We start from the raw sequence: 22,262 nt of genomic DNA, 5'->3' as shown, positions 1-22,262 counted from the left end.
GATGGAGGACGCCTCAGCGCCCATTACCCATAGGCGCGTCCTGAAAATCGCGTTGCCGATCGTGCTGTCGAACGCGACCGTACCGATCCTCGGGGCAGTGGATACCGGCGTTGTCGGTCAGATGGGGCAGGCCGCCCCCATCGGGGCTGTGGGCATGGGTGCGGTGATCCTGTCTGCGATCTACTGGATTTTCGGCTTTCTGCGGATGGGCACCACCGGGCTGGCGGCACAGGCGCGCGGTGCAGGTGACACTGCAGAAACCGGAGCGTTGCTCATGCGAGGCTTGCTGCTGGGCGGAACAGCAGGATTGGTCTTCATTGCCGCGCAGGTTTGGGTATTCCTTGGAGCTTTTGCACTGTCGCCCGCCAGCGCCGAAGTCGAGTCTCTGACGCGCGCCTATCTGGAGATTCGCATCTGGGGCGCTCCGGCCACGATTGCCCTTTATGCGGTGACAGGCTGGCTGATCGCAGTCGAACGCACGCGAGGTGTATTCATCCTGCAGATATGGATGAATGGGCTGAATATAGCGCTGGATCTATGGTTTGTGCTTGGCCTGGGCTGGGGTGTCGAGGGCGTTGCCATCGCGACACTGATTGCCGAGTGGACGGGTCTTGCCCTGGGTTTGTGGCTTTGTGGTGATGCGTTTGGCGGCAAGCAATGGCGGGATTGGCCGCGTATTTTTGATGCCGCACGGCTGCGCCGGATGATGCAGGTGAATGGCGATATCATGGTGCGCTCGGTTCTGTTGACCGGAGCATTCACCACGTTTTTGTTTGTCGGTTCCGATCTGGGCGACGTGAATTTGGCGGCCAATCAGGTGTTATTGCAGTTTCTCGAAATCACCGCGTTCGCTTTGGACGGCTTTGCTTTCTCGGCAGAAGCTCTTGTTGGAGGAGCCGTCGGTGCTTGCGACCGCCGGAAGGTCCGGCGCGCGTCGGTCATGGCTTCGCAATGGGGCGTTGGCGGGGCCATCGGGCTTGGGCTGGTGTTTTACCTGGCAGGGCCCGCGCTGATCGATCTGATGTCGACATCGCCTGAAGTTCGTATGACGGCACGCGAGTATCTGCTCTGGGCTGCTCTGGCACCGATCATCGGAGTGGCAAGCTGGATGTTCGACGGTATCTATATCGGCGCCACCTGGACCCGCGATATGCGCAACGCGATGATCCAGTCAGTCGCGCTGTACGTGGTTGCGTTGTTCGTGCTGGTGCCAACGATGGGCAATCATGGGCTTTGGGCCGCGCTGATGGTGTTGAACATCGCACGGGGCCTTACGCTTGGTTGGCGCTATCCACGACTTGAGGCACAGATCGCCTAAAGCAAGTCCAGCAGGTTCTCGGGCGGGCGTCCGATAGCGGCTTTGTCGCCCGCGATGGCCAGCGGACGTTCGATCAGGATCGGGTGTTCGGCCATGGCCTGAACAAGCTCCTCATCGGGCGAGGTCTTGGCCAGACCAAGCTCTTTGAACGTTTTCTCTCCGGTGCGCATCATGCTGATCGCCGGGATATTCAGCTTGGCCAGAACCGTCCGGATTTCATCGGCCGAGGGCGCGTCTTCGAGGTATTTGCGCACCTCAGGATCTGCGCCGTTTTCCTGCAGCAACGCCAACCCCGCGCGGGATTTGGAACAGCGCGGATTGTGCCAGTATTCGATCATAGCCAGTCCTCTCGTTTGCTGCCCACCGCCTGTGCGACCGAGGCGAAGCCGTCGCGTGCCAGCAATGCATCCAGCCCCTGCGCGATGTCAGCGGCCAGGGAAATCCCGCCATAGACCATCGCCGTGTAGAACTGCACTGCGGACGCTCCGGCACAGATCTTGGCATAGGCCTGTTCTGCCGTGCTGATGCCGCCAACCCCGATCAGCGGGATATCTGCGCCGGTCAACTGACTAAGCTGCGCCAGCACCCGCGTCGATTTCTCGAATAACGGCGCGCCGGACAGGCCTCCGGCCTGATCCTTGTGCGCACTGCGCAGGCCATCGCGAGACAGTGTGGTGTTGGTGGCGATCACCGCGTCCACACCGGTTTCACGGGCGACATCGGCGATGTCCTGCAATTCGGCCTCGGTCAGGTCCGGGGCAATTTTCAGGAAGATCGGGATTGGGCGGGGCAGGGCGTTTCGGGTTTCGATCACAGCGCTCAGCAACGAAGTTAGCGCCGCTTTGCCCTGCAGATCCCGCAGCTTTTCGGTATTGGGCGAGGATACGTTGACGGTGGCAAAGTCCAAGTGCGCAGCGCAATGGGCAAGCACTTTTGCGAAGTCTCCGGGCCGATCATCACTGTCTTTGTTGGCCCCAAGGTTCAAACCGATCACCGCGTCCTTTGGACGCTGCGCCAGACGCGCGGCCATGACCTCCATTCCCTCGTTGTTGAAGCCAAAGCGGTTGATGGCGGCGCGATCTTCGGTCAGGCGGAACAAGCGCGGTTTAGGATTGCCGGGCTGCGGACGGGGTGTCACCGCCCCGACTTCGATAAACCCGAACCCGGCGCGTGAAAGCGGCAACAGTGCTTCGCCATTTTTGTCAAACCCTGCGGCCAGTCCGACGGGGTTGGGCAAATCCAGACCCGCGACTCGGGTCTTCAGCCGGTCCGATGTGACCGGCCCAGGCGTCGGTGCAAGCCCCGAGGTCAGGGCCTTGATCGAAAGCCCATGCGCGGTTTCCGGGTCAAGACGGTGCAGCGCAGCGAGCCCAAGTTTTTCGGTCAGTTTCATCCGAAGGAATCTCCACCCTCTGTCGGCGCGCAACGTATCAGGCGCGAGGTTTCAACGGCGGCCTGCCGGTGTATCACCGCGGCGCGATAGGCAGGGTCGGTCACCATCTCAAGAAATGCGTGGGCGGTGGGGTAGCGGGCGATGAACACAGCATCCCAAGCCTCATTTTGTGGACCGATCAGCATAGTCTGAAATGCGCCGCGCCAAAGGATCGACGCTCCTATGCGGGCGACGATAGGCGCGGTTTCAGACCCGTATTTGCCATAGGCCTGTGCGCCGGTCAGATGTGCGCCGGCCAGTGCGTGATCGGACGGATACTGAGCTGTTTCGCGAAACTTCACCAGATTGAGCATCTCGATAGGATGGTCTCGATCGAGGGCCTTAAACGCCTCGAACTGTTCGCGTTCGGGATCGATGAAGCGTGTCATTCCATCTCCTGCGGGAACTGGTGCGCCCGACCGTCAAAGGGCAGATCGCGTGACCAGACCACATCCGACATTTTAATCTGGCGGTAGAGATGGGGGAACAATGCGCCACCACGGGAAACCTCCCATTTCAGATCATCGCCCATTGCTTGGCTATCACAGGCCAAGAGGGTTAGGCCCTCGACCCCGGCAAAATGCTTGGCAGCGGTTTCAGCGGCCTGTTCTGCGGTTGAGAAATGAACATATCCATCCGAAACATCAATCGGTGCACCATCCGAAGCCCCTTGTGCTTGCAGGTTTGCCCATTCATCGGCGCGGAAGATCTTGTAAATCAGCATGAAGTCCTGATGCCCCGCACGACGGGTAGAATCAAGCCGGATTTCCCCCTTTGACTCTTCGCCACGCAACGCGCACCATCGCGCAAAACAATCATAGGGAGTTTCACGATGTTCACCCGTTTTCTGGCTTCGGCTGCGGTATTGGCACTCAGCGCCGGTATGGCGGCTGCCGAATACAAGCTTACGATTCTGCATACAAACGATTTCCACTCGCGCTTTGAACCGATCAACAAGTACGACAGCGCCTGTGGCGACGAAGACAATGCCGAAGGCAAGTGCTTTGGTGGATCGGCGCGCCTTGTGACGGCCGTCGAAGAGGCCCGCGGACGGGCCGATAACTCGATCCTCGTTGATGGGGGCGACCAGTTCCAGGGCTCGCTGTTCTATACCTACTACAAGGGTAAGGTTGCGGCTGAGTTCATGAACAAGCTGGGCTATGACGCCATGACTGTGGGCAACCATGAATTCGACGATGGCCCTGAGGTGCTGCGCGGCTTCATCGACTCGGTCGATTTCCCGGTGCTGATGTCCAACGCCGATTATGCGGATGAGGAACTGCTGACCGACAAGATCAAGAAATCGGCTGTGATCGAAGTGGGTGGCGAAAAGATCGGTCTGATCGGACTGACGCCGGAAGACACGCACGATATCGCGTCACCCGGTCCAAACATCACCTTCTCTGATCCAGTTCCTGCCGTTCAGGCTGAGGTCGACAAGCTGACCGGCGAAGGTGTGAACAAGATCATCGTTCTCAGCCACTCAGGCTATGGCGTCGATCAGCGCGTGGCGCAGGAGACCACGGGCGTTGACGTGATCGTGGGTGGGCATTCGAACACATATCTTTCGAACACATCCGACAAGGCCGCCGGGCCGTACCCGACCGTCGTAAACGGGGTGCAGATCGTTCAGGCCTATGCCTATGGCAAGTTTCTGGGTGAATTGAATGTGACATTCGATGATGACGGAAATGTTGTATCCGCTGAGGGTGAACCGCTGATTATGGACAATGCGGTGACAGAGGATCAGGCCGCGCTGGACCGCATCGCCGAGCTGGCCGTTCCGCTGGATGAAATTCGCAACAAGGTTGTCGCGGAAGCGTCAGCTTCGATTGAAGGCGACCGGTCCGTTTGTCGCGTGCAGGAATGTGAGATGGGCAATCTTGTTGCGGATGCCATGCTGGCGCGGGTTGCCGATCAGGGCGCCCAGATTGCGATTGCGAACTCGGGTGGGCTGCGCGCCTCGATCGATCCGGGTGAGGTGACCATGGGTGAGGTGCTGACAGTTCTGCCGTTCCAGAACACGCTCTCGACCTTCGAGATCAGCGGTCAGGGTGTGATCGATGCGCTTGAAAATGGGGTGAGCCAAGTTGAAGAGGTCAAAGGCCGCTTCCCTCAGGTGGCAGGAATGACATTTACTTGGGATCCATCGGTTGCCCCGAATGAAGGCCGGATTGTTGAGGTCATGGTCGCCAAGGATGGCGGTTTCGAAGCTATTGATCCAGCTGCGACATATCTGGTGGTGACAAACAACTATGTCCGCAATGGCGGCGATGGTTATTCTGTGTTCTCTGGTGATGACAAAAACGCCTATGATTTCGGGCCTGATCTGGCGGATGTTACGGCGGAGTATCTGGCCGAGAACGCCCCGTATCAGCCTTATCTGGACGGGCGCATCCAACAGAAGTGATGTGACCGGAGAAGCAAATAAAGGCCGTCTCTCGGGGCGGCCTTTTTTTGGTCAATCGAACCTGTATTCGGGCCACAACGCCTGATCCAGCCCATCCAACATCGGCTGAATTTGATCCGCAACCTCTTGCCAGCCACCAATTGACCCGGTTGAGATTTTCTTGCGCACCTGATCGGTGCTGGCGGTGCGGACTTTCCTGGTATTTTTCTCAGGGGTCATCATCCGCTCATCCCAGTCGATACCGCAGAAGGCGGCGACTTGCTGGATACAGGTTTTGGGGTCGACTACCAGGTCCTCATATCGAACCGTTAGAATACGATCACCGAACAGCTTTTCCCAATGAGAAAGATAGCACCGGTACAGGTTGGCTGAGTGGGCAATCGATTCAAGATTGGATGCATAGCGCATACCCGGTGAGTGAAAACGCCTGATCCATTTTGATAGCCCCACATCCCTTGGATCGCGCAACATGTTGATCACGCGGGCATTCGGGAACGCTGACATTATGAAGCCGAGCCGCTGATAGTTATGTGGCATCTTGTCAACGAATGCAGTCGAACTTTCGGGTAAGGGTGGCATCAGCCTGCGAAACTCTGCTGCACATTCAGTAGCTGCGTCTGCGTCAAATGGTTTGCCGCTCTCTCTGACCTTCTGGGATAATTCACCTGCAATCGTCAGCTCTCCGCAGCCGGCGATATCCGGTGCCGAACTAAGCATCATTTCCATCAGTGTAGTGCCTGATCGTGGCTGTCCGACTACGAATATCGGCTTGGGCCCATCGCTTACGCCTGCAGTCGCAGGAGGTACATTCAGGGGAAAAAACGTGCTGATTTCTTTGAACCGTTTCTCTTCTTGCGTGCTGTCATACGGATTCACGTTGTGTTGAATGGCATTGGCCCGTGCAAAGTGGGGGAGCGCCGAGAACAGCCCATCACGTTTGGAGATCAAGTGCGCCTTTGCGAATTCAAGCACCGAGTTGGCGTGATCACTTTCTGAAATTGCGGTGTCGACAGCACGCGCAAGGCTCTCGGCATGGTCATTGTCCACCATTAGAGACATTTGGTAGAGCGCCGCCGCGCAAAACTTGTTTCTCTCGAGTGCAGCGCGCAAAATGGTTTTTGAGCCCTCTTTGTCGCCCGTTTGATACAAGTCTACGGCTTTCGACAACGCGATTTTTTCATTTTCAGGTGCGATCCCATAAGCGCGGGCAATGTCCTGAGAGCTGTGATCGGAGAATCCGACCTCTCCGTAGGCGCGGGCCCGCAACCAAAGCAAATCTGCATTGTTAGGGTCTTTTTCCAGTTTGTTCGTCGTATGGTCGATGATCAGGCGCCAATTCTGTCCCTTGAGCTGAATTTCATCAATGACGCGGACCAGTTCTTTGTTATTCGGGAAGCGTTCAAGTTTCTGCTCGGCATAAGACAGCGCACGCGGAATTTGACCTGTCTGCATTAACGCGTTGGCGAGGTTTTCGACAAATTGAGCATCGTCCGGTTTCATTCGCGATGCTTCAGCGAAGTGTGGAATGGACTGCTTGTACCGCTTCATCTCGGTCAGGACAAAGCCTGCGATTGCTTGGTAATCGGCATCCTTGGGGTGTTTCTTGATGCCAAGCTGCGCTTTTTTCAAGGCCTGCGGCAACTTCCCTGTCTCCAGATCGGCCAATGCTTTGCTCTTGAGGGAATTTGCGGTCTGCTGTGCCATATGTGCGCACGTCCCATGCCAATAAGAAACCAGTATCGATGGTTCATTACCCAAGCGAAGATGGTTTGCAATGGCTGTTTCGTATTATGGTCTGGTACCTTCAACAGCGGCTTGGGTTTTCTTCCGGCACCATGCGGGATAGACCGTTGATATGGTTTTGAAAGTCTCCAGCCTGCAGCAATTCTACAACCACACGTTTGATACGGTTATCGACGTGCGTAGCCCGGCTGAGTTCGCCGAAGACCATATGCAGGGCGCTATCAATCTGCCGGTTCTGAACAATGAAGAACGGGCACGGGTCGGTACTATCTACGTCCAGCAAAGCCCGTTTCTGGCCCGCAAGCTGGGTGCTGCGCTGGTGTTTCGCAACGCGGCAGGCCATATCGAGGATCACCTGAGCCATCATGAGGGCGACTGGAAACCGCTGGTCTATTGCTGGCGTGGCGGGCAGCGATCAGGATCATTTACCTGGATGTTGCAACAAATCGGCTGGCGCGCCGAGGTGGTTGAAGGCGGCTATCGCAGCTATCGCCGACTGGTAAAGCAGTTCCTCTATGATGAAGTGTTGCCATATCGATTGGTCGCGCTGGATGGTTATACCGGGACGGCCAAGACAGACCTGTTGGGCCATCTAAAGGCGCAAGGCGCGCAAGTGCTGGACCTTGAAGGGTTGGCCAATCACCGAGGCTCATTGTTGGGCGAAATGCCGGGCGGGCAACCCAGTCAGAAAGCCTTTGAATCCGCGCTCGCCGCTTCCTTGGGCGAGCTGGATGCAGCGCGTCCGGTGGTTGTTGAAGCAGAATCATCCAAGATCGGAAACCTGATCCTCCCGCCCAGCCTGTGGTCGGCCTTGTGTGCTGCACCTCGCATCCAGATCACAGCACCGATTGCTGCGCGCGCCGCGTATCTGGTGTCTGCCTACGATGACATTCTGTCGGATAGCGAACGGCTACGTGATCGATTGTCTCCACTGCGCATTCATCGCGGTCATGAGGTTGTGGATGGTTGGCTGGAATTGATCAATGCCGGCGACAAGCGTGGACTGACACAGGCATTGATGGAACAGCATTACGACCCGGCCTATGCCAAATCGCGTAAGGCGCAGCGTGCCGAAGTGATCGCGCAGATTGAGCCACCGTCACTTGATGATACCGGGCTGTCGGCGACGGTGGCTCGGATTAAGAATGTTCTGGATCAGCTTTGAACACGTAGGCCCGATGTCGCGTCGATGTGACCAATCCGGGCGGCAGGGTAACCGGCGGCGCGTAGTTCCGAGCACACTTGCTCGGCTTCGTTGGCATCGACGGCCGCCAAGAGACCTCCCGCAGTCTGAGGATCGAATAACAAATCCGCCTTGCCGCCGGTCGGAAGGCCTGGGGCGATGGCACGGTTGTCGGTGTAGATTGTAGATCGAATGCCCTGATCACTGAGCTCTGCCGCACCTTCCAGAGTTGGAATCGCGTCCAAAGACAGGGTTGCCCCGCAGCCAGACGCTTCGCATACCCCTTGCAGGTGACCCGCCAGACCAAAACCGGTGACATCCGTCATCGCATGGGCATTTTTCAGGATGCGGGACGCCTCACCCTGCGGCTGTATCATTTGCGCGAAAGCTGCCGCGACCCAGGCGCCTTCCGCCTTGCCCGCCATTTCGGCCGCCATCAAAACACCGCTGCCCAACGGCTTTGTCAGGATCAAAGCGTCATTAGGTTTTGCGCCACCCAGCGTGATCGGTTTAGCATCACAGAGCCCGGTCAGAGTGAACCCGATGGTCATTTCGTCACCCATTGAGCTATGGCCGCCGACGATCTCAGCCCCGGCTTGGTGCATGACGTCGCTGGCAATATGCATGATCTCAGCCATTGTGCGCTGCTGCAACTCAGCTGACATGCGTGGCAGGATGATCGTTGCTGTCGCAGCCTGCGGACGAGCGCCCATTGCCCAGATATCACCAAGCGCGTGGACAGCGGCGATACGCGTCATCAAGGCGGGATCGTTGGTGAAGCTGCGTAAGTGATCCGATGTCATAGCCTGTCGCGTGCCACCGGTTAGCAGCACCGCCGCATCGTCACCGGGCAGGGGTGTAATGTCGGGCCTGTCGAGCGGCGGCAACTCCTGCAATGCGGCCTGCAAAGCGCCTCGACCCACCTTTGCACCACACCCGCCGCACATTGGTTTTTCTCCCAACGCCTCTTGCAGCCCTGCTGCGTGATGACGGGGCAATGCGGTGGTGGGCATTTGGGGCAGTTCACGGAACCGGTTCATGAACTTCTGATCGATATGGTTTTTCCATTGCCACATGAGCGGCCCGCTGAATGATGTTCCCAATCGCTCAGCCAGTGCGGATTTTCCACCCAGAGAGATGAGTTTCAGGTAATCCTTCTGCGGCACGTAACGCCGCATATTCCCAGACCCTAGCGCGGCGCGCAAATTGTTATACAGTATCGGTGCCTCGCGCACTGCGTAGACCCCTGCCTTGGGGCGCGGGTTCTCTGACAGATGGGCGCAATCTCCCGCGGCGAAAATCGCCGGATCGCTGGATTGCAGGGACGCGTTCACTTTGATGAAACCGTCATGCAGCGCGAGGCCGGTATTGGATATCCACTCATAGGGCCGCGCGCCTGCAGCACCGGTGATGAAATCGGCTGGTATCTGGCGACCGTCCGTTAGCTCGATTTCGCCCGCAGAAATCTTCTGGATTGATGTGTTTTCCAGAACTTCGATCCCCAGGTGCGCCATCGCCTGCCGGATGGTGGCGGATGCCTTCGGGACAGTCGCTGTCAGGGCTGTTGCACTGTCGATCAACGTAACCTGCGCTTCACGTCCTTTGGAACGCAGTGCATGGGCCATCGCCATGACTAGCTCTACTCCCGCAACGCCACCACCGATCACGGCGACCGAGGCGCGGCCTGTCCCTGAAAGATAGCATTGCCACTGCGCGGCGAAGAGGCCGAGCGGCTTGGCCGGAACGGCATGCTCGGCGAATCCCGGCAATGCTGGCATATCCGAGGTGATCCCGACATTGACCGAGGCCACATCAAACGCCACCGGCGGGCGTCCGGGCACATGGATTTGACGTGTGTCCGGGTCGATACCTTCAACTGCGCCCAGTATCACCCGCGCACCGGCAAAGCGGGCCAGACGCACCAAATCAATATCAAGCTCCCACCGCTGATAGTGACCAGCGACAAATCCTGGCAACATGCCCGAATAGGGTGCGGTGGGACCGGGGTTTATCACCGTAACCCGCGCGCCGGACAGCGGTTTCATGCCCCATTTGCGCAGCAGCAGCGCGTGCGTGTGTCCTCCGCCTATCAGAACCAGATCGCGGGTTAGGGGCAGCGGAGGTGTGTGCATGGGTCTCAGTTCGTACTGTGGTCCGGGACGTCCTCGACCTGTTCGACCGCGTGGGTGGCCCAAAGCTCATCCTCGCCTGCGTCTGGCAGATCGCTGGGCTTTTCATGGCGATGAATGTGCCATTTGGCAATGAAAAGGGCCGTGATCGGGGCTGTCAGGAACAGAAAGAGCGTGATCAACAACTCGTGCATGGACAGTTTGCCCTCAAGCAAAACCGAATGCGCGATCGAGGCCAGCAGGACGCCGCCCACGCCCAGCGTAGTTGCCTTGGTGGGTGCGTGCAGGCGGGACATGGGGTCTCTCAGCTTGATCATGCCGAATGATCCGACAAAGCCGAAAATGCCCGATACGATCAGGAAGAATGCGATGAGCAGTTCGAAGATAAAGGTCATGCCACGCTCATTCGATGATATTGCCACGAAGCATAAAGCGCGCATAAGCCACGGTTGAGACAAAGCCGAGCATGGCGATGATCATGGCGGATTCAAAGAAGATTTCGGTCTCGATACTCAAGCCGTAAAGGATAAGCAGAGCGATGGTGTTGATCACCATTGTATCTAGGGCCAGAACACGGGTACCGACACCGTCGGCAGTAATGATACGCCACAAACACATCATGATCGCAGCGCCGAAGCAGGCAAAAGCAAAGTAGATCGCATAGGTGATCATTCGAAAATCTCCTTCAGGCGGCGCTCATAGCGTTGTTTGATCTGGTCGCGCACCTCTTCGGGGTTCGGTGCATCCAGACAATGAACCAGCAGGTAGTGCCCTTGTGCGGACAAATCGCAACTGACGGTGCCAGGGGTCATGGTGATGGTTCCGGCCAGAACTGTGATGGCCTCGGGCGTGCGCAGTTCCAGCGGGACGCTGACAAAGCTTGGCTGGCGGTCTGCATCGCGCTTGAACAGGATGATCCGGGCCACCGCGATATTGGCCATCACGATATCCCATAAGACTACCAACATGTATTCCGCCACCATCGGCCAATTGCGCAGTTTCGGGCGATCCGGCCAATAGGGCTGAGTGATAAACGGAATGATGATTCCCAATAACAGGCCAAAGACCACCGAATTCAAAGACCCGGTGTTTGCCAGAAACACCCACACCAGTGTAAGTAGGGCGGTCAGATGGGGATGCGGAAATATACGGTGCAGAAGCTTCATCATTCTTCCCCTCCCAGCACGGCCGAAATGTAATCTTCCGGCGCGAACAGTTGCACCGCCGTGTTGCTGGCATATTGCAGCGCCGGACCTGCAAATAGCGTCAGCAGCACAAGTCCCAGAACCGCCCCGAACACCGAAGTAAAGGCGAGGCCCGGATAGGGCTCGGGCGCGGTTGGTAGGCCGGCTTCTTCGGTTGGCTCAGGCGTCACATTATGTTGGGCGTCGTGACTTTTCCAGAAGATCAGCGTTCCCGCGCGGGCCAGACCCACGATTGTGACGAACGACCCGATCAAGATCACGGCCCAGACCGCATTTGCATCGGGCGCGCCACGTGAGGCGTCCAGTACCAGCAGCTTGCCCACAAAGCCCGATAGTGGCGGCATGCCAGCCATCGCGATGGCGCCGACAAAGAACAGGGCTGAGATCAGACCGGATTGCGGCATCGGCCTCGAAGGGGCTATGGCTCCGCCACGGCGCTCCATTACCATGTCCGCGACAAGGAACAGCAGGGCCGTCGCCAGCGTCGAATGGAAGATATAGTAGAGCGCTGCCGCCGTCGCGGCCTCGCTAAACAACGAGATCGCAATCAGCAATGTGCCCATCGACGCGATGGCGCAAAAGGCCACCATTCGCGCGATATGTTGCGAGCCCAGAATGCCAATAGCGCCAACGGCCAATGTAAGCAGTGCTGCAGGTTGTAGCCAACTACCGACTAGCCCTTCGGTTGCGGCTACATCGGGCCCAAAGACCAGCGTATAGACCCGCAGGATCGAATAAGCACCGACTTTGGTCATGATCGCGAACAGCGCAGCAACGGGCAGCGGCGCATTTGCGTAGCTTGCAGGAAGCCAGAAATGCAGTGGCAAGACTGCAGCTTTGATACAGAAAACCAGTAATAGCAAGACTGCTCCAACCCGCAGCAAGGCGGTGTCTTCGGGTGGGATATCGGCCACGCGAACGGCCAGATCAGCCATGTTGAGCGTGCCGGTCACAGCATAAATCGTGCCCAATGCAAACAGGAACAAGGTCGAGCCGAGCAGGTTATAGGCGACGTACTGAACACCGGCCTTCAACCGCACTGCGCCACCTGCATGCGTCATGAGGCCGTAAGAGGCAATCAGCAGGACCTCGAAAAACACAAAGAGGTTGAAGGCGTCGCCGGTCAGAAAAGCACCGCAGACACCCATTAGCTGAAAATGGAGTAGAGCATGGAAGTGTTTGCCTCTCTCATCCCAGCCAGAGCCGATGGCATAAAGGACAACCGGCAGGGCCAGCAGGGCCGTCAACAACACCATCATGGCCGAAAGTTTGTCCAACACCATTACGATGCCGAACGGTGCGGGCCAGTTGCCGAGCTCATAGACCTGAACCTCGCCACCCGATGCCTGTGCGGTAATGGTCAAGGCGATACCCAGCAATCCCACGACGCCGGCGACCGAGAAGATGCGTTGAAGGTCCAAATGATATCGCAACACCATAATGATAAACGGGGCCAGGATCGCGGGCAGGACGATCGGCGCGACGATCCAATGGTTCATGCGTCTTCTCCCGGTGCGTCCACGCTATCGCTTGCGCTCATATCGATATGGTCATCCTTCGAGGACAGATAGGCGGACAGCGAAATCATCACGATCACCGCCGTCATCCCGAATGAGATCACGATGGCCGTCAACACCAGCGCCTGCGGTAGCGGGTCGGTATAGGGGACATCTTCATATTTGTTCAGAACGGCAGGTGCGTTAAGCGCCAGCCGCCCGGTGGCGAATAGGAACACGTTCACCGCATAGGTGATCAGGGACAGGCCCAGAATGACTGGGAATGTACGACGGCGCAGGATCAGAAATATCCCGGCGGCGGTCATCACGCCGACTGCAGAGGCTACGAGCGCTTCCATCAGGCCTGTTCCTTCTCGTTATCTTCATCCTGAGGGCTATCCCGCAGCGGGTTGATATCCATCGGGAATTCTTGTGCCATTCCCGGCTGCCACGCGAAGCGCGACAGGCTGTCGAGCGCCAGCATCACAGCGCCCAGTACCGCAAGGAAGACGCCGGTATCGAACAGAATCGCGGTGGCCCATTCGAATTCTTCCAGCGGGGGCCAGTGGATATAACCGAAATCGCTGGTCAGGAACGGGCGTTCATTGAACCATGCACCCAGACCAGTGGCAGCGGCGATCAGAACGCCCCAACCGATGGTGCCGTGATAGTAGAACCGCTGCCGTTCAATCGCCCAGGTATAGCCACTGGCCATATATTGCATCAGGAAGGCGATCGCGACGATGAGGCCTGCGATGAAGCCGCCGCCGGGCTGGTTGTGGCCTCGGAAGAAGATATAGGCCCCGACCATCAAAGCGATGGGCATCATCACGCGGGTGACGACCACCATCATCAATGGGTGAGAGTCACCCGACTGCGGCCAATGTGGTTTACGGTTCAGCAGGTAACTGCGCACATTGGTGCTCAGCACTGCTTCGGTCAGGGCGTAGATGATCAGGGCTGCGATGCCCAGCACGATGATCTCGCCAAAGGTATCAAAACCCCGGAAGTCGACGAGGATCACGTTCACGACGTTGGTGCCACCGCCACCTTTGTACGAATTGGCCAGATGGAATTCCGAGATCGTTGGGAAAGCAAAATCCCGCATCATCAGCGCATAGATCAAAGCGCCTGAGCCGATCCCGGCAACCACCGAAATTGCCGCATCACGCCAACGCCGTGCCGCGCTGCTGTCCCAGGGTGTGTCGGTCGGCAGAAAGTTCAGCGACAACAACAGCAGGATCATCGTCACCACTTCGACCGAAATCTGTGTCAGCGCCAGATCGGGGGCAGAAAGGTAGTTGAATGCCATCGAAACGATCAGGCCAACCACCCCGATCAACACCAGTGAAAGCAGACGGTTGCGGTGGAACCACATGATCGCCAGCGTCGCACCCACCAGACAGATCCAGCCGATGATCGGGATGACCTGAGCCTCAAGCGGTACGCGTGTTTCAACGCCAATGGTGCCGGTGGTGTAGGCGTAGTAGCCAAGCCCAACGACAAAAGCCACGAAGATGATCGCATACCGGCTGAGCACACCATTATGCAGCTCGTCCGTAATCCAGCGGCTGAGACGGGTCAGCGCGTCGATGATTGCCTCGAAGATCACCTTTGCCTCGGGCCGGGGCAGGGCGTTCCATATCTGGTCGCCGCGTTTGTGCAACGACAGCAGGAACAGGCCTCCCAGCGTCGCGACCACCGACATGTAAAGCGCAGGTGTAAAGCCGTGCCACAGTTTCAGCGAGTAATAAGGCAGCTTCTCGCCCCCGATCACCGCGCTGGAGACAACCGCGACAAGCGGGCCAACGATGGCTGCGGAATAAAGACCGATCAGGACAACCAGCACCACAAGGAACGCCGGCGCCAACCAAAGACCGACAGGCGGGTCATGCGGATGCGCGGGGTAATCGTCCCGCTCGGGCCCAAGGAAGACATGGCTGACAAAGCGAAAGGAGTAGGCCGCTGAAAATAGCGCAGCCAAAAGCGCCAAGCCGGGTACCAAGTAAGGCGAGTTAAGCCAAGTCGTGTGGACTGTCTCTTCCAGCATCATCTCTTTCGAGAGGAAGCCATTCAGCGGTGGCAGACCGGCCATCGACAGGGCAGCGATGGTGCCGATAGTAAACGTGATCGGCATCAGATGCCGCAAACCACCCAGCCGTTTGACATCGCGTGTGCCGGTCTCGTGGTCCACGATCCCGGCGGTCATGAACAAGGCCGCCTTGAACGTCGCGTGGTTGATGATGTGGAAGACGGCTGCAACAGCGGCGATCGTCGTGCCAAAGCCCAGTAGCATCGTCACGAGACCCAGATGGGACACCGTCGAAAACGCCAACAGCGCCTTTAGGTCATCCTTGAACAGCGCAATCACGGCACCCAGCAGCATGGTGATCAAACCGGTAGTGGCGACGATGTAGAACCACGCATCCGTACCCGCCAGAACCGGCCACATCCGGGCCATCAGGAACAGGCCTGCCTTCACCATTGTGGCCGAGTGCAGATAGGCCGACACCGGCGTCGGTGCCGCCATCGCGTGCGGCAGCCAGAAATGGAACGGGAATTGCGCCGATTTGGTGAAACAGCCAAGCAAGATCAGGATCAGCGCAGGAAGGTAGTACGGCGAGGACTGGATCAGCTCTTTGTTCTGCAGAATGACACTCAGGTCATAAGATCCCACGATATTGCCGAGGATAAGCATCCCTGCGATCATCGCCAGCCCACCCGAACCGGTCACGGCCAAAGCCATACGCGCGCCTTGACGACCCTCGGGCAGGTGCTTCCAATAACCAATCAGCAAGAATGAACTGAGCGACGTAAGTTCCCAGAATATTAGCAGAAGCAGGATATTGTCAGACAGAACAATTCCCACCATCGCGCCCTGAAACAGCAGCAGGTAGGTATAGAACTGCCCCATCGGATCCTCGCGCGACAAGTAGAATCGTGCGTAGAGGATGATCAGAAGACCGATGCCCAGGATCAGCAGGGCAAACAAAAAACCCAGGCCGTCCAGCATGAAGTTCGCGTTTAGTCCAAGCCCGGGTATCCAGTCGAACCGCGCGGTCACAACATCACCGCGCATGACGCTGGGAATGTGGATCAGCAATCCCATCAACGCGAGGAAGGTGGTCAACCCAGCCGCTGATGCTGCTGCGTTTCGTCCTGCCCGGATCAGGAGGGCCGGAAAGACAGCTCCGAGGAAGGGAAGGGCCGCGATAAGGAATAGGGACAAGTGCGATACTCCGGTCTGTGCGGTCAATATGACTGAATTGCTAGGGATAATTTATTGACTGTCCGGAAATTGCAAGGTTCCGAAAGGTCCTAAAGCGCACATATTGGACGTGATCTACCTGTGTAACTATGACGCGAACTTGATCTTAGGGTTGGATTTCCTGAAAGCGTCGCGAATTGCCGTATGATAATACCGATCTGACAATGCAGGAGAGTGCCGCATGGCAGAAGGGAAACGCCGAACCCGCAGATGGGTCCTATTGGGCGGAGGGGCCGCTATTGCAGCGGGTTTCGCAATCCGCGAATACCGGTTGATCCCGCAGGCCTATGCTGGTGGTCAGATTGCGGTGGCCACGGCCCATCAACAGGTTCTCGACGGCACGATCCATCTTATCGATATCCGAACCCCACGCGAATGGCGGGCGACCGGGGTTGCCGATGGGGCGTATCCGCTCGACATGCGCCGCGAGGATTTTGTGCAGGCGCTGGACCACCTGCTCGGCGGGGACCGATCTGCACCTGTCGCACTGATCTGTGCACGCGGGGTGCGCTCGGCCCGATTAAGCAATCGACTGACCGAGGCTGGATTTACCAATATCATCGACGTGCCCGAGGGCATGCTGGGTTCGGCGGCCGGGCCCGGTTGGGTGCGGGCTGGGTTGCCTGTCAACGCTTATGAAGAGGAAACGGGATGAGTGTCAGGCACTGGTTGGCCGCGTGCTTTGTTTTTGCCGGGCAACCCGGCCTTGCGGCTTGTGGCGATACCGAGGGGATGTGCGAAACCGCATCAGGCGGATATCACATCGAACTGCCGAAAGCGGAGAACCCTCCGCTGGTTGTGTTCCTGCACGGCTATGGCGGCAGCGCCACCGGTACGCTCAAGAATCGATCCATGGTCGAGCCGTTGCTGGCGCGCGGCTACGCGGTGATGGCACCGGAAGGGTCCGAGAGAAACGGTCGAAAAAGCTGGAACTTCTTTCCCGGTTGGGAAGGTCGGGATGAACCCGCTTTTCTTCGAGAAGTAGTGCAGGACGCCGCCGATCGGTTTGATATCGACCCGGATCGCGTGGTGCTGGGTGGCTTCTCGGCTGGGGCGTTCATGGTTTATTACCTCGCCTGCGCTGCGCCGGATTCATTTTCTGCTTATGTCCCGGTTTCAGGCGGGTTCTGGCGGCCACATCCCGAAAGCTGTGATGGTCCGGTACGCATGTTCCACACCCATGGTTGGACGGACAATGTGGTACCGCTGGAGGGCCGCCTTTTGGGCGGAGGCCGTTTCCACCAGGGCGATATCTTTGCCGGATTGGAAATCTGGCGGGTCGCCAATGAGTGTGCCGATACCAAGCCCAGCGGGTTTTCTACCACGGGCCAGTTTATGCGTCGCAACTGGATGGGATGTGCCGAAGGTAGCGCCTTGGAATTTGCTCTGTTCCCGGGTGGCCATACGGTGCCAAACGGCTGGGCTGATATGATGGTGGACTGGTACGAGGGCTTGCCCGGCGGGTGATCATTCCGCCGGTGTGATCACGCCTTTGCCTTCGATCAATCGCTTCAACTCATCGCGATAGCGCCGGGCCGAGCGTGTAATTGCAGGCTCACTGACATCTTCGCGCATACCAACCATACGGCGCGCGGTGCCTGCCGATACGCCGCTGAGCGCAGACAATGGGATCGCCAGTGCCAGGCTGATCGCAATCGGGGCCAGCCAGACCGAGACCAGACCGGCGAGGATGCCAACGCTAAGCGCTACGCCGATGATAGTCTCAAGGCTGTGGCACAGGATCAGCGTGCGCAGCCCGTAGCTGCCACCATCGCGCGCTTGCGGGGACCAGCCCTTTTGAATGCCCAACGCGGTGCGGAACACTGCAATCATCTGCTGCACCATAAGTATAGGGGCATAGAGGATCGACAGGATGACTTCGGACAGAAATGAAGTGAAGAATTTTCGCGCTCCGCCGAAATCGGAATAGCGCACACCGCTGAGGGGCAGGGCAGCGACGCCCAAAACCTTGGGCGCCAATAGCATCGCATACATCACCAGAATGATCAGCACATGCCGTGTTTCGGACATTTCTGGCCATTGCGGGAACAGCGGATTGTCCGGGCTGAAGTAATGCAGGACCGAGGCGTCCTTGCCCTGACCGATCAAGGCCCACATCACCAAAAGTGCGAACCATAGCGGCGACATCAGATATCCGACCGCTCCGTGGAACATATGGAACCGCGAGACTGCGCGGAAGCCGGTCGAACCCAGCAGTTTCAGGTGCTGCAGGTTGCCCTGACACCAGCGGCGATCGCGCATTGCGTGGTCAATGAGGGTGGGGGGCGTTTCTTCATATGATCCGCGTATGCGCGGCAGAAAGCGCACGGCCCATCCTGCGCGGCGCAGCAATCCGGCCTCGACGAAATCGTGGCTCATGATCAGCTTGTCTTGTCCGTTAAGCGACCGCAACTTGGGCAGACCTGCGCTAGAAGCAAATGCACAGGTGCGAATGATGGCGTTGTGGCCCCAATAATTGCCTTCTTGCCCGCACCAGCGCGCGAGGCCTTCGGCAAAGGCGATACCATAGACGCCGTTGGCAAACTGCTGCATCCGGGCAAAGACCGATTGCGCGCCAATCAGCTGCGGATAGCTTTGGATCAGGCCTGCGCCGGGATCGCGCGCCAGCGCATCTGTCAGGCGCGAGATCGCGCGACCCGTCATCAGGCTGTCGGCATCCAGCACCAACATCGCATCCCAGTCCGCGCCCCAGCGGCTGACCCAATCGGCAATATTACCGACCTTGCGATCCGTATTCTGGGGGCGGCGGCGGTAATAGAGTTCAAGCCCCGGTGCCAGCGTGGTCCGCAACGCCTCAACGCTGGCCTGTTCCTGCGCGGCGATCTCGGGGTCGCGCGTGTCGGATAAAATGAACATGGCATAGTGGTGCTGACCACCGCGTTTCTGCAGGTCTTCCAGCATCGTACGGGCGTTCCCCAGCACGTTCCACGGCACCTCGTTATAGACAGGCGTCAACAGCGCCACGCGCAATGGTTGCGAGCGTCCTTCACGCTTTGGCTGCTCTTGCCGGGACAGCGAGACCATGCCCAGCAGTACGGTGCAGACCGTGAAGGAAATCCAGAAGAAATTGAACGAGATTAGCGTCAGCAGGATACCTTCGACCAGATTGATCCCTTCGGCGCTGAACCAGTCGGACATGACCCAGAGCAGACCCAAAGCCGCCGCCATGGCAGGTGAGAAGACCAACGCGCGCCAGAACCCGACAGAGGGATTTCGACCCCCGGCAGGTACCTGCGCATCGCGGAATCCCTGCGCAAAGTTCTGCGCTGGCATCGCCAGAGGGGCCTCGGGCGGCATGATATGAAGATCGCGGTTCATATGGTCCAACGGTAAAGCCAGACTTCAGAGGCTGGTTGTTTGTCTTTCAGCAACTGCGCGCGCAGTTCCACGTGGTTGCGTTCGCCTGGTTCGAATGAGAACGCCAGCCGCAACCCGCCCGTGTCTGGGTTACGCTGCAGAACGCCTTCTGAAGTTTCGGCATGGGGCGAGTCGACAAACACCGTGATGGCCTCGGGATCGTCAAGCAGCTCACTGGCTTCGAAATCAATCACAGCCAAACGGCCCTCGCCGAACGTGTTGTCGCCCATCGCGGTGTTGATCACGCGGGCCATAGGGGTGTGCTGCGGTTCCTCGCCCCAGATCAGGCGATAGGACAGATCAATTTGGCTGCCTGCGGCGTAGGGTTCCATCGGGCGCCAATAGGCGACGATGTTGTCATAAATCTCCTGATCCGCCGGGATTTCGACAAGCGTGACGGTGCCTTTACCCCAGTCTTCGCTGGGTTCGACCCACAAGCTTGGGCGTTTGTGATAATTGGCTTCAAGATCCGCATAGTCCGAGAACTTGCGCTTGCGTTGCATCAGACCAAAGCCGCGGGGGTTTGTGTCGACAAAAGACGAGATCTGCAGGCGAGTCGGGTTCGCAAGCGGGCGCCACAGAACCTCTCCTGCGCCGTTGCGGATCATCAACCCGTCACTGTCGTGCACTGCGGGGCGAAAATCATCGAAACGGCTGTGATTGGTCTGATCGAACAGGAACATAGATGTGCCGGGCGCGATGCCGACATGGGGCAGTTCGGTACGTGGGAACAGGGTGGCTTCAATATCCATCACGCAATCTGAACCGGCGGTAACGTGGAAGCGGTAGGCCCCTGTAACGCTGGGGCTGTCCATGAGCGCATGAACGACCATGTTACGTTGATCCGGTTCTGGACGCTCCAACCAGAAACGAATGAATTCGGGAAACTCCTCGCCATCTGGATCGCCGGTCTTCAAGGCGAGCCCTCTGGCCGAAAGGCCATAGACTTCGTGCAAACCGATGGCGCGGAAATAGCTGGCCCCTTGCCAAACGCAGAACTCGTCTGTCTCGCCAGGGCGGTGCATCTCAGTACGCAGGCGTAGACCTGAAAAGCCCAGCGTGTCGTCAATGGGCAGCTCTGGTACGTCTTCAGACTTATCGAACATGGCCAGATCAAAGGCGACCGGCTTGGTCATACCGTCCTCGACGGTCGATACTTTCACTGTGCGTGGAAAATACAGGCCCGGCGTGAAAAAATCGACGTTGAAGGGCGTCTCGGTCTCGTACCAGAGCGCGCGATCCAGCCGGAACCGTATTGAACGGTATTGCTGATACGTCAGGTCCTGCCACTCCTGCGGAACCATCTCACGTTCGGCATAATCACGGCTGGCCAGGTCGCGGGCCATTGCGATGACGTCGTCTCGGCTGAACGGGGTCTCTCCACCTGTGGCATATGCCGCTGGGGCGAAGGCCAGAGCGGTTGATGAGGCGAGAAAAGCGCGACGTGTAAAGTTCATTTCTTTGATTTCCAAGGTTGTGACTTGAACCAGGCGGCCAGATAAGCCACGCCGATGATCATGGCAAAGCCAATCATGTTGGCGATGAACACACTGGCAACATCCCGCCCACTCAGGTCCAGTCCAACGCCGATAAGTCGTGCTGCTGCCATAGAAAATACGAACACCGCGAGCGATTGCTGACCCACTTTGGTGATGATGGTCAGCAGGAACTGCCAGACTTTTGCAGCTGCCCCCTGACCGGTCGCGATCAGGCGGTGGCCGTGCTCACCAGCGATAACCCAACCCAAATAGGCAAGTGACAGGAAATGCAGATACCGGAATAGACCAAAGTCGGTCTTATCGCGAAATTCTTTGGTCACTGGCCAGACCTTGCGAATCTCTTCAGCCAGATCAGGGGCTGCTGCATTGATCCAAGTGAATACCTTCCACGAGCCGAACGGCATCGAGAAGATCAAAAACAATGCTGCCGCCCAGATCAGAGTTTTCGACACCGGCGGCGCTGGAATCCAACCTCGCATGAACGCAAAGCCGGTGAAGAACAGCAATTGCCACCCGAATGGGTTGAAGAACCACTGGCGCTCTGACCAGGGCTCGGCCGGCAGGTCAAGGTAGTCGAATTGTGCAACGAGCCAGATCGTGACCGAGGCCATGGCGACCGCCCAGAATCCGATACGATATAGCCCCATAAACAGGGGCATCATCGCCAGTACCACCAGATACATCGGTAGAATATCGAAGTAGTTCGGCACATAGGTCAGGGTAAAAAGTCCGACGATCTGTGACGCCGGATCGTTGAAGAAATGCTGTAGATTGAGAGAGGAGATATAGTTTTTCTCGAACAGCCCACTCTGGTTCAGGGCCGCCATTGTCATCGCGACAAAGAAGAACAGGCAGATATGCGCCCAGTAGACCTGCCAGATGCGAAAGCTCACGCGTGCGGTGCCCATCCACCAGCCTTTGCGCATGAACGCCCCCCCAAAAGCAATTGCCGAAGCCATGCCTGAACAGAATACGAAGATCTCGGTTGCGTCCGAAAAGCCAAAGCGGGCAGGTATCCATTTGGCCCACGGATCGTTCGGAATATGGGCAATCAGGATGATGAACATCGCGATGCCGCGATAGAAATCCAACCGCGGATCGCGCGTAGCGGCGGGGGCGGCGACCTGAGACGCCACCGGAGCAAAATCAGAAGCGGGCGATGCGGTCGCCATACGGTTTCTGTCCTTCTTGGTCTTTTATT

The 22,262-nt window shown here is 57.9% G+C and carries 20 protein-coding genes; 5 read left to right on the top strand and 15 right to left on the bottom strand.

Translation table 11 applies throughout. The features are described 5' to 3' along the window. The first annotated feature begins 1 nt into the window (after position 1). Positions 2-1,318: an MATE family efflux transporter gene (locus tag ACR0EN_RS10190; RefSeq protein WP_170818726.1), complete on the top strand. Its 1,317-nt coding sequence runs from the start codon at positions 2-4 to the stop codon at positions 1,316-1,318. Here ACR0EN_RS10190 and arsC read toward each other — a convergent pair. Genes arsC through ACR0EN_RS10170 form a run of 4 tightly spaced genes read right to left on the bottom strand, consistent with a single transcriptional unit; the run spans position 1,315 to position 3,474 of the window. Continuing rightward, positions 1,315-1,656, bottom strand: a complete 342-nt coding sequence (arsC, locus tag ACR0EN_RS10185) for an arsenate reductase (glutaredoxin) (protein ID WP_170420902.1) — start codon at positions 1,654-1,656, stop codon at positions 1,315-1,317. The genes ACR0EN_RS10190 and arsC overlap by 4 nt on opposite strands. Then, entirely contained in the window at positions 1,653-2,711 is a 1,059-nt protein-coding gene (locus tag ACR0EN_RS10180; protein ID WP_170563665.1) for a quinone-dependent dihydroorotate dehydrogenase, read from the bottom strand. Before ACR0EN_RS10180 ends, arsC begins: the two co-directional genes overlap by 4 nt. Then, positions 2,708-3,139: a DUF1330 domain-containing protein gene (locus ACR0EN_RS10175; RefSeq protein ID WP_170420906.1), complete on the bottom strand. Its 432-nt coding sequence runs from the start codon at positions 3,137-3,139 to the stop codon at positions 2,708-2,710. The genes ACR0EN_RS10180 and ACR0EN_RS10175 overlap by 4 nt, the downstream gene beginning before the upstream one ends. Beyond that, positions 3,136-3,474, bottom strand: coding sequence for a DUF952 domain-containing protein (locus ACR0EN_RS10170; RefSeq protein ID WP_480586557.1), 339 nt, complete (start codon positions 3,472-3,474; stop codon positions 3,136-3,138). The genes ACR0EN_RS10175 and ACR0EN_RS10170 overlap by 4 nt, the downstream gene beginning before the upstream one ends. Before the next feature lie 108 nt (positions 3,475-3,582). Here ACR0EN_RS10170 and ACR0EN_RS10165 point away from each other — a divergent pair, with 108 nt between their 5' ends. Next, positions 3,583-5,160 (top strand): bifunctional metallophosphatase/5'-nucleotidase, encoded by a 1,578-nt coding sequence (locus ACR0EN_RS10165; protein WP_480586554.1) that lies wholly within the window; start codon positions 3,583-3,585, stop codon positions 5,158-5,160. 51 nt (positions 5,161-5,211) lie between these two features. Here ACR0EN_RS10165 and ACR0EN_RS10160 read toward each other — a convergent pair whose 3' ends face one another. Then, entirely contained in the window at positions 5,212-6,864 is a 1,653-nt protein-coding gene (locus tag ACR0EN_RS10160) for a tetratricopeptide repeat-containing sulfotransferase family protein (RefSeq protein ID WP_480586551.1), read from the bottom strand. A 151-nt stretch (positions 6,865-7,015) separates the two neighbouring features. Between ACR0EN_RS10160 and mnmH the strand changes: the two genes are divergently transcribed. Continuing rightward, a complete protein-coding gene (gene mnmH / locus ACR0EN_RS10155) occupies positions 7,016-8,068 on the top strand; it encodes a tRNA 2-selenouridine(34) synthase MnmH (RefSeq protein ID WP_480586548.1) in 1,053 nt (350 codons plus the stop codon). Here mnmH and selD read toward each other — a convergent pair. Genes selD through ACR0EN_RS10120 form a run of 7 tightly spaced genes read right to left on the bottom strand, consistent with a single transcriptional unit; the run spans position 8,059 to position 16,145 of the window. Beyond that, positions 8,059-10,218: a selenide, water dikinase SelD gene (gene selD, locus ACR0EN_RS10150; protein WP_480586545.1), complete on the bottom strand. Its 2,160-nt coding sequence runs from the start codon at positions 10,216-10,218 to the stop codon at positions 8,059-8,061. The two genes, mnmH and selD, sit on opposite strands and share 10 nt — an antisense overlap. Before the next feature lie 5 nt (positions 10,219-10,223). Then, positions 10,224-10,610: a Na+/H+ antiporter subunit G gene (locus tag ACR0EN_RS10145; protein ID WP_170609355.1), complete on the bottom strand. Its 387-nt coding sequence runs from the start codon at positions 10,608-10,610 to the stop codon at positions 10,224-10,226. Positions 10,611-10,617: 7 nt separating this feature from the next. Further along, positions 10,618-10,887 (bottom strand): K+/H+ antiporter subunit F, encoded by a 270-nt coding sequence (locus tag ACR0EN_RS10140; RefSeq protein WP_170391889.1) that lies wholly within the window; start codon positions 10,885-10,887, stop codon positions 10,618-10,620. Further along, positions 10,884-11,381, bottom strand: coding sequence for a Na+/H+ antiporter subunit E (locus tag ACR0EN_RS10135; protein WP_170392908.1), 498 nt, complete (start codon positions 11,379-11,381; stop codon positions 10,884-10,886). Before ACR0EN_RS10135 ends, ACR0EN_RS10140 begins: the two co-directional genes overlap by 4 nt. Beyond that, positions 11,381-12,919 (bottom strand): monovalent cation/H+ antiporter subunit D, encoded by a 1,539-nt coding sequence (locus ACR0EN_RS10130; RefSeq protein ID WP_170609354.1) that lies wholly within the window; start codon positions 12,917-12,919, stop codon positions 11,381-11,383. Before ACR0EN_RS10130 ends, ACR0EN_RS10135 begins: the two co-directional genes overlap by 1 nt. Continuing rightward, a complete protein-coding gene (locus ACR0EN_RS10125; RefSeq protein ID WP_170391885.1) occupies positions 12,916-13,275 on the bottom strand; it encodes a Na+/H+ antiporter subunit C in 360 nt (119 codons plus the stop codon). Before ACR0EN_RS10125 ends, ACR0EN_RS10130 begins: the two co-directional genes overlap by 4 nt. Beyond that, on the bottom strand, positions 13,275-16,145 hold the full coding sequence (locus tag ACR0EN_RS10120) for a monovalent cation/H+ antiporter subunit A (RefSeq protein ID WP_170401275.1): 2,871 nt from the start codon (positions 16,143-16,145) through the stop codon (positions 13,275-13,277). Before ACR0EN_RS10120 ends, ACR0EN_RS10125 begins: the two co-directional genes overlap by 1 nt. 220 nt (positions 16,146-16,365) lie before the next feature. On the opposite strand from ACR0EN_RS10120, the gene ACR0EN_RS10115 reads away from it, so the two are divergent. Continuing rightward, complete coding sequence (locus tag ACR0EN_RS10115) at positions 16,366-16,839, top strand: rhodanese-like domain-containing protein (RefSeq protein ID WP_480586542.1); 474 nt, start codon at positions 16,366-16,368, stop codon at positions 16,837-16,839. After that, positions 16,836-17,651, top strand: coding sequence for a PHB depolymerase family esterase (locus ACR0EN_RS10110; RefSeq protein ID WP_170391879.1), 816 nt, complete (start codon positions 16,836-16,838; stop codon positions 17,649-17,651). Before ACR0EN_RS10115 ends, ACR0EN_RS10110 begins: the two co-directional genes overlap by 4 nt. Here the strand turns inward: ACR0EN_RS10110 and mdoH are convergent, their stop codons facing one another. The 3 genes from mdoH to ACR0EN_RS10095 are packed head-to-tail and all read right to left on the bottom strand — an operon-like array spanning position 17,652 to position 22,233. Continuing rightward, positions 17,652-19,523, bottom strand: a complete 1,872-nt coding sequence (gene mdoH / locus ACR0EN_RS10105) for a glucans biosynthesis glucosyltransferase MdoH (protein ID WP_480586539.1) — start codon at positions 19,521-19,523, stop codon at positions 17,652-17,654. Continuing rightward, positions 19,520-21,019, bottom strand: coding sequence for a glucan biosynthesis protein G (locus ACR0EN_RS10100; RefSeq protein ID WP_170401267.1), 1,500 nt, complete (start codon positions 21,017-21,019; stop codon positions 19,520-19,522). Before ACR0EN_RS10100 ends, mdoH begins: the two co-directional genes overlap by 4 nt. Continuing rightward, positions 21,016-22,233: an OpgC domain-containing protein gene (locus ACR0EN_RS10095; RefSeq protein WP_170512184.1), complete on the bottom strand. Its 1,218-nt coding sequence runs from the start codon at positions 22,231-22,233 to the stop codon at positions 21,016-21,018. Before ACR0EN_RS10095 ends, ACR0EN_RS10100 begins: the two co-directional genes overlap by 4 nt. Positions 22,234-22,262 lie beyond the last annotated feature (29 nt).

The sequence above is a fragment of the Ruegeria sp. AB7 genome, assembly GCF_056542625.1.
Note: the sequence above shows the minus strand (reverse complement) of the source record. Positions and strands in the feature narration are given on the sequence as shown.

Excerpts from the sequence above, each read along its gene's own strand:
- ACR0EN_RS10190 (WP_170818726.1), top strand. The coding sequence starts at position 2 with ATGGAGGACGCCTCAGCGCCCATTACCCATAGGCGCGTCCTGAAAATC.
- arsC (WP_170420902.1), bottom strand. The coding sequence starts at position 1,656 with ATGATCGAATACTGGCACAATCCGCGCTGTTCCAAATCCCGCGCGGGG.
- ACR0EN_RS10180 (WP_170563665.1), bottom strand. The coding sequence starts at position 2,711 with ATGAAACTGACCGAAAAACTTGGGCTCGCTGCGCTGCACCGTCTTGAC.
- ACR0EN_RS10175 (WP_170420906.1), bottom strand. The coding sequence starts at position 3,139 with ATGACACGCTTCATCGATCCCGAACGCGAACAGTTCGAGGCGTTTAAG.
- ACR0EN_RS10170 (WP_480586557.1), bottom strand. The coding sequence starts at position 3,474 with ATGCTGATTTACAAGATCTTCCGCGCCGATGAATGGGCAAACCTGCAA.
- ACR0EN_RS10165 (WP_480586554.1), top strand. The coding sequence starts at position 3,583 with ATGTTCACCCGTTTTCTGGCTTCGGCTGCGGTATTGGCACTCAGCGCC.
- ACR0EN_RS10160 (WP_480586551.1), bottom strand. The coding sequence starts at position 6,864 with ATGGCACAGCAGACCGCAAATTCCCTCAAGAGCAAAGCATTGGCCGAT.
- mnmH (WP_480586548.1), top strand. The coding sequence starts at position 7,016 with ATGGTTTTGAAAGTCTCCAGCCTGCAGCAATTCTACAACCACACGTTT.
- selD (WP_480586545.1), bottom strand. The coding sequence starts at position 10,218 with ATGCACACACCTCCGCTGCCCCTAACCCGCGATCTGGTTCTGATAGGC.
- ACR0EN_RS10145 (WP_170609355.1), bottom strand. The coding sequence starts at position 10,610 with ATGACCTTTATCTTCGAACTGCTCATCGCATTCTTCCTGATCGTATCG.
- ACR0EN_RS10140 (WP_170391889.1), bottom strand. The coding sequence starts at position 10,887 with ATGATCACCTATGCGATCTACTTTGCTTTTGCCTGCTTCGGCGCTGCG.
- ACR0EN_RS10135 (WP_170392908.1), bottom strand. The coding sequence starts at position 11,381 with ATGAAGCTTCTGCACCGTATATTTCCGCATCCCCATCTGACCGCCCTA.
- ACR0EN_RS10130 (WP_170609354.1), bottom strand. The coding sequence starts at position 12,919 with ATGAACCATTGGATCGTCGCGCCGATCGTCCTGCCCGCGATCCTGGCC.
- ACR0EN_RS10125 (WP_170391885.1), bottom strand. The coding sequence starts at position 13,275 with ATGGAAGCGCTCGTAGCCTCTGCAGTCGGCGTGATGACCGCCGCCGGG.
- ACR0EN_RS10115 (WP_480586542.1), top strand. The coding sequence starts at position 16,366 with ATGGCAGAAGGGAAACGCCGAACCCGCAGATGGGTCCTATTGGGCGGA.
- ACR0EN_RS10110 (WP_170391879.1), top strand. The coding sequence starts at position 16,836 with ATGAGTGTCAGGCACTGGTTGGCCGCGTGCTTTGTTTTTGCCGGGCAA.
- mdoH (WP_480586539.1), bottom strand. The coding sequence starts at position 19,523 with ATGAACCGCGATCTTCATATCATGCCGCCCGAGGCCCCTCTGGCGATG.
- ACR0EN_RS10100 (WP_170401267.1), bottom strand. The coding sequence starts at position 21,019 with ATGAACTTTACACGTCGCGCTTTTCTCGCCTCATCAACCGCTCTGGCC.
- ACR0EN_RS10095 (WP_170512184.1), bottom strand. The coding sequence starts at position 22,233 with ATGGCGACCGCATCGCCCGCTTCTGATTTTGCTCCGGTGGCGTCTCAG.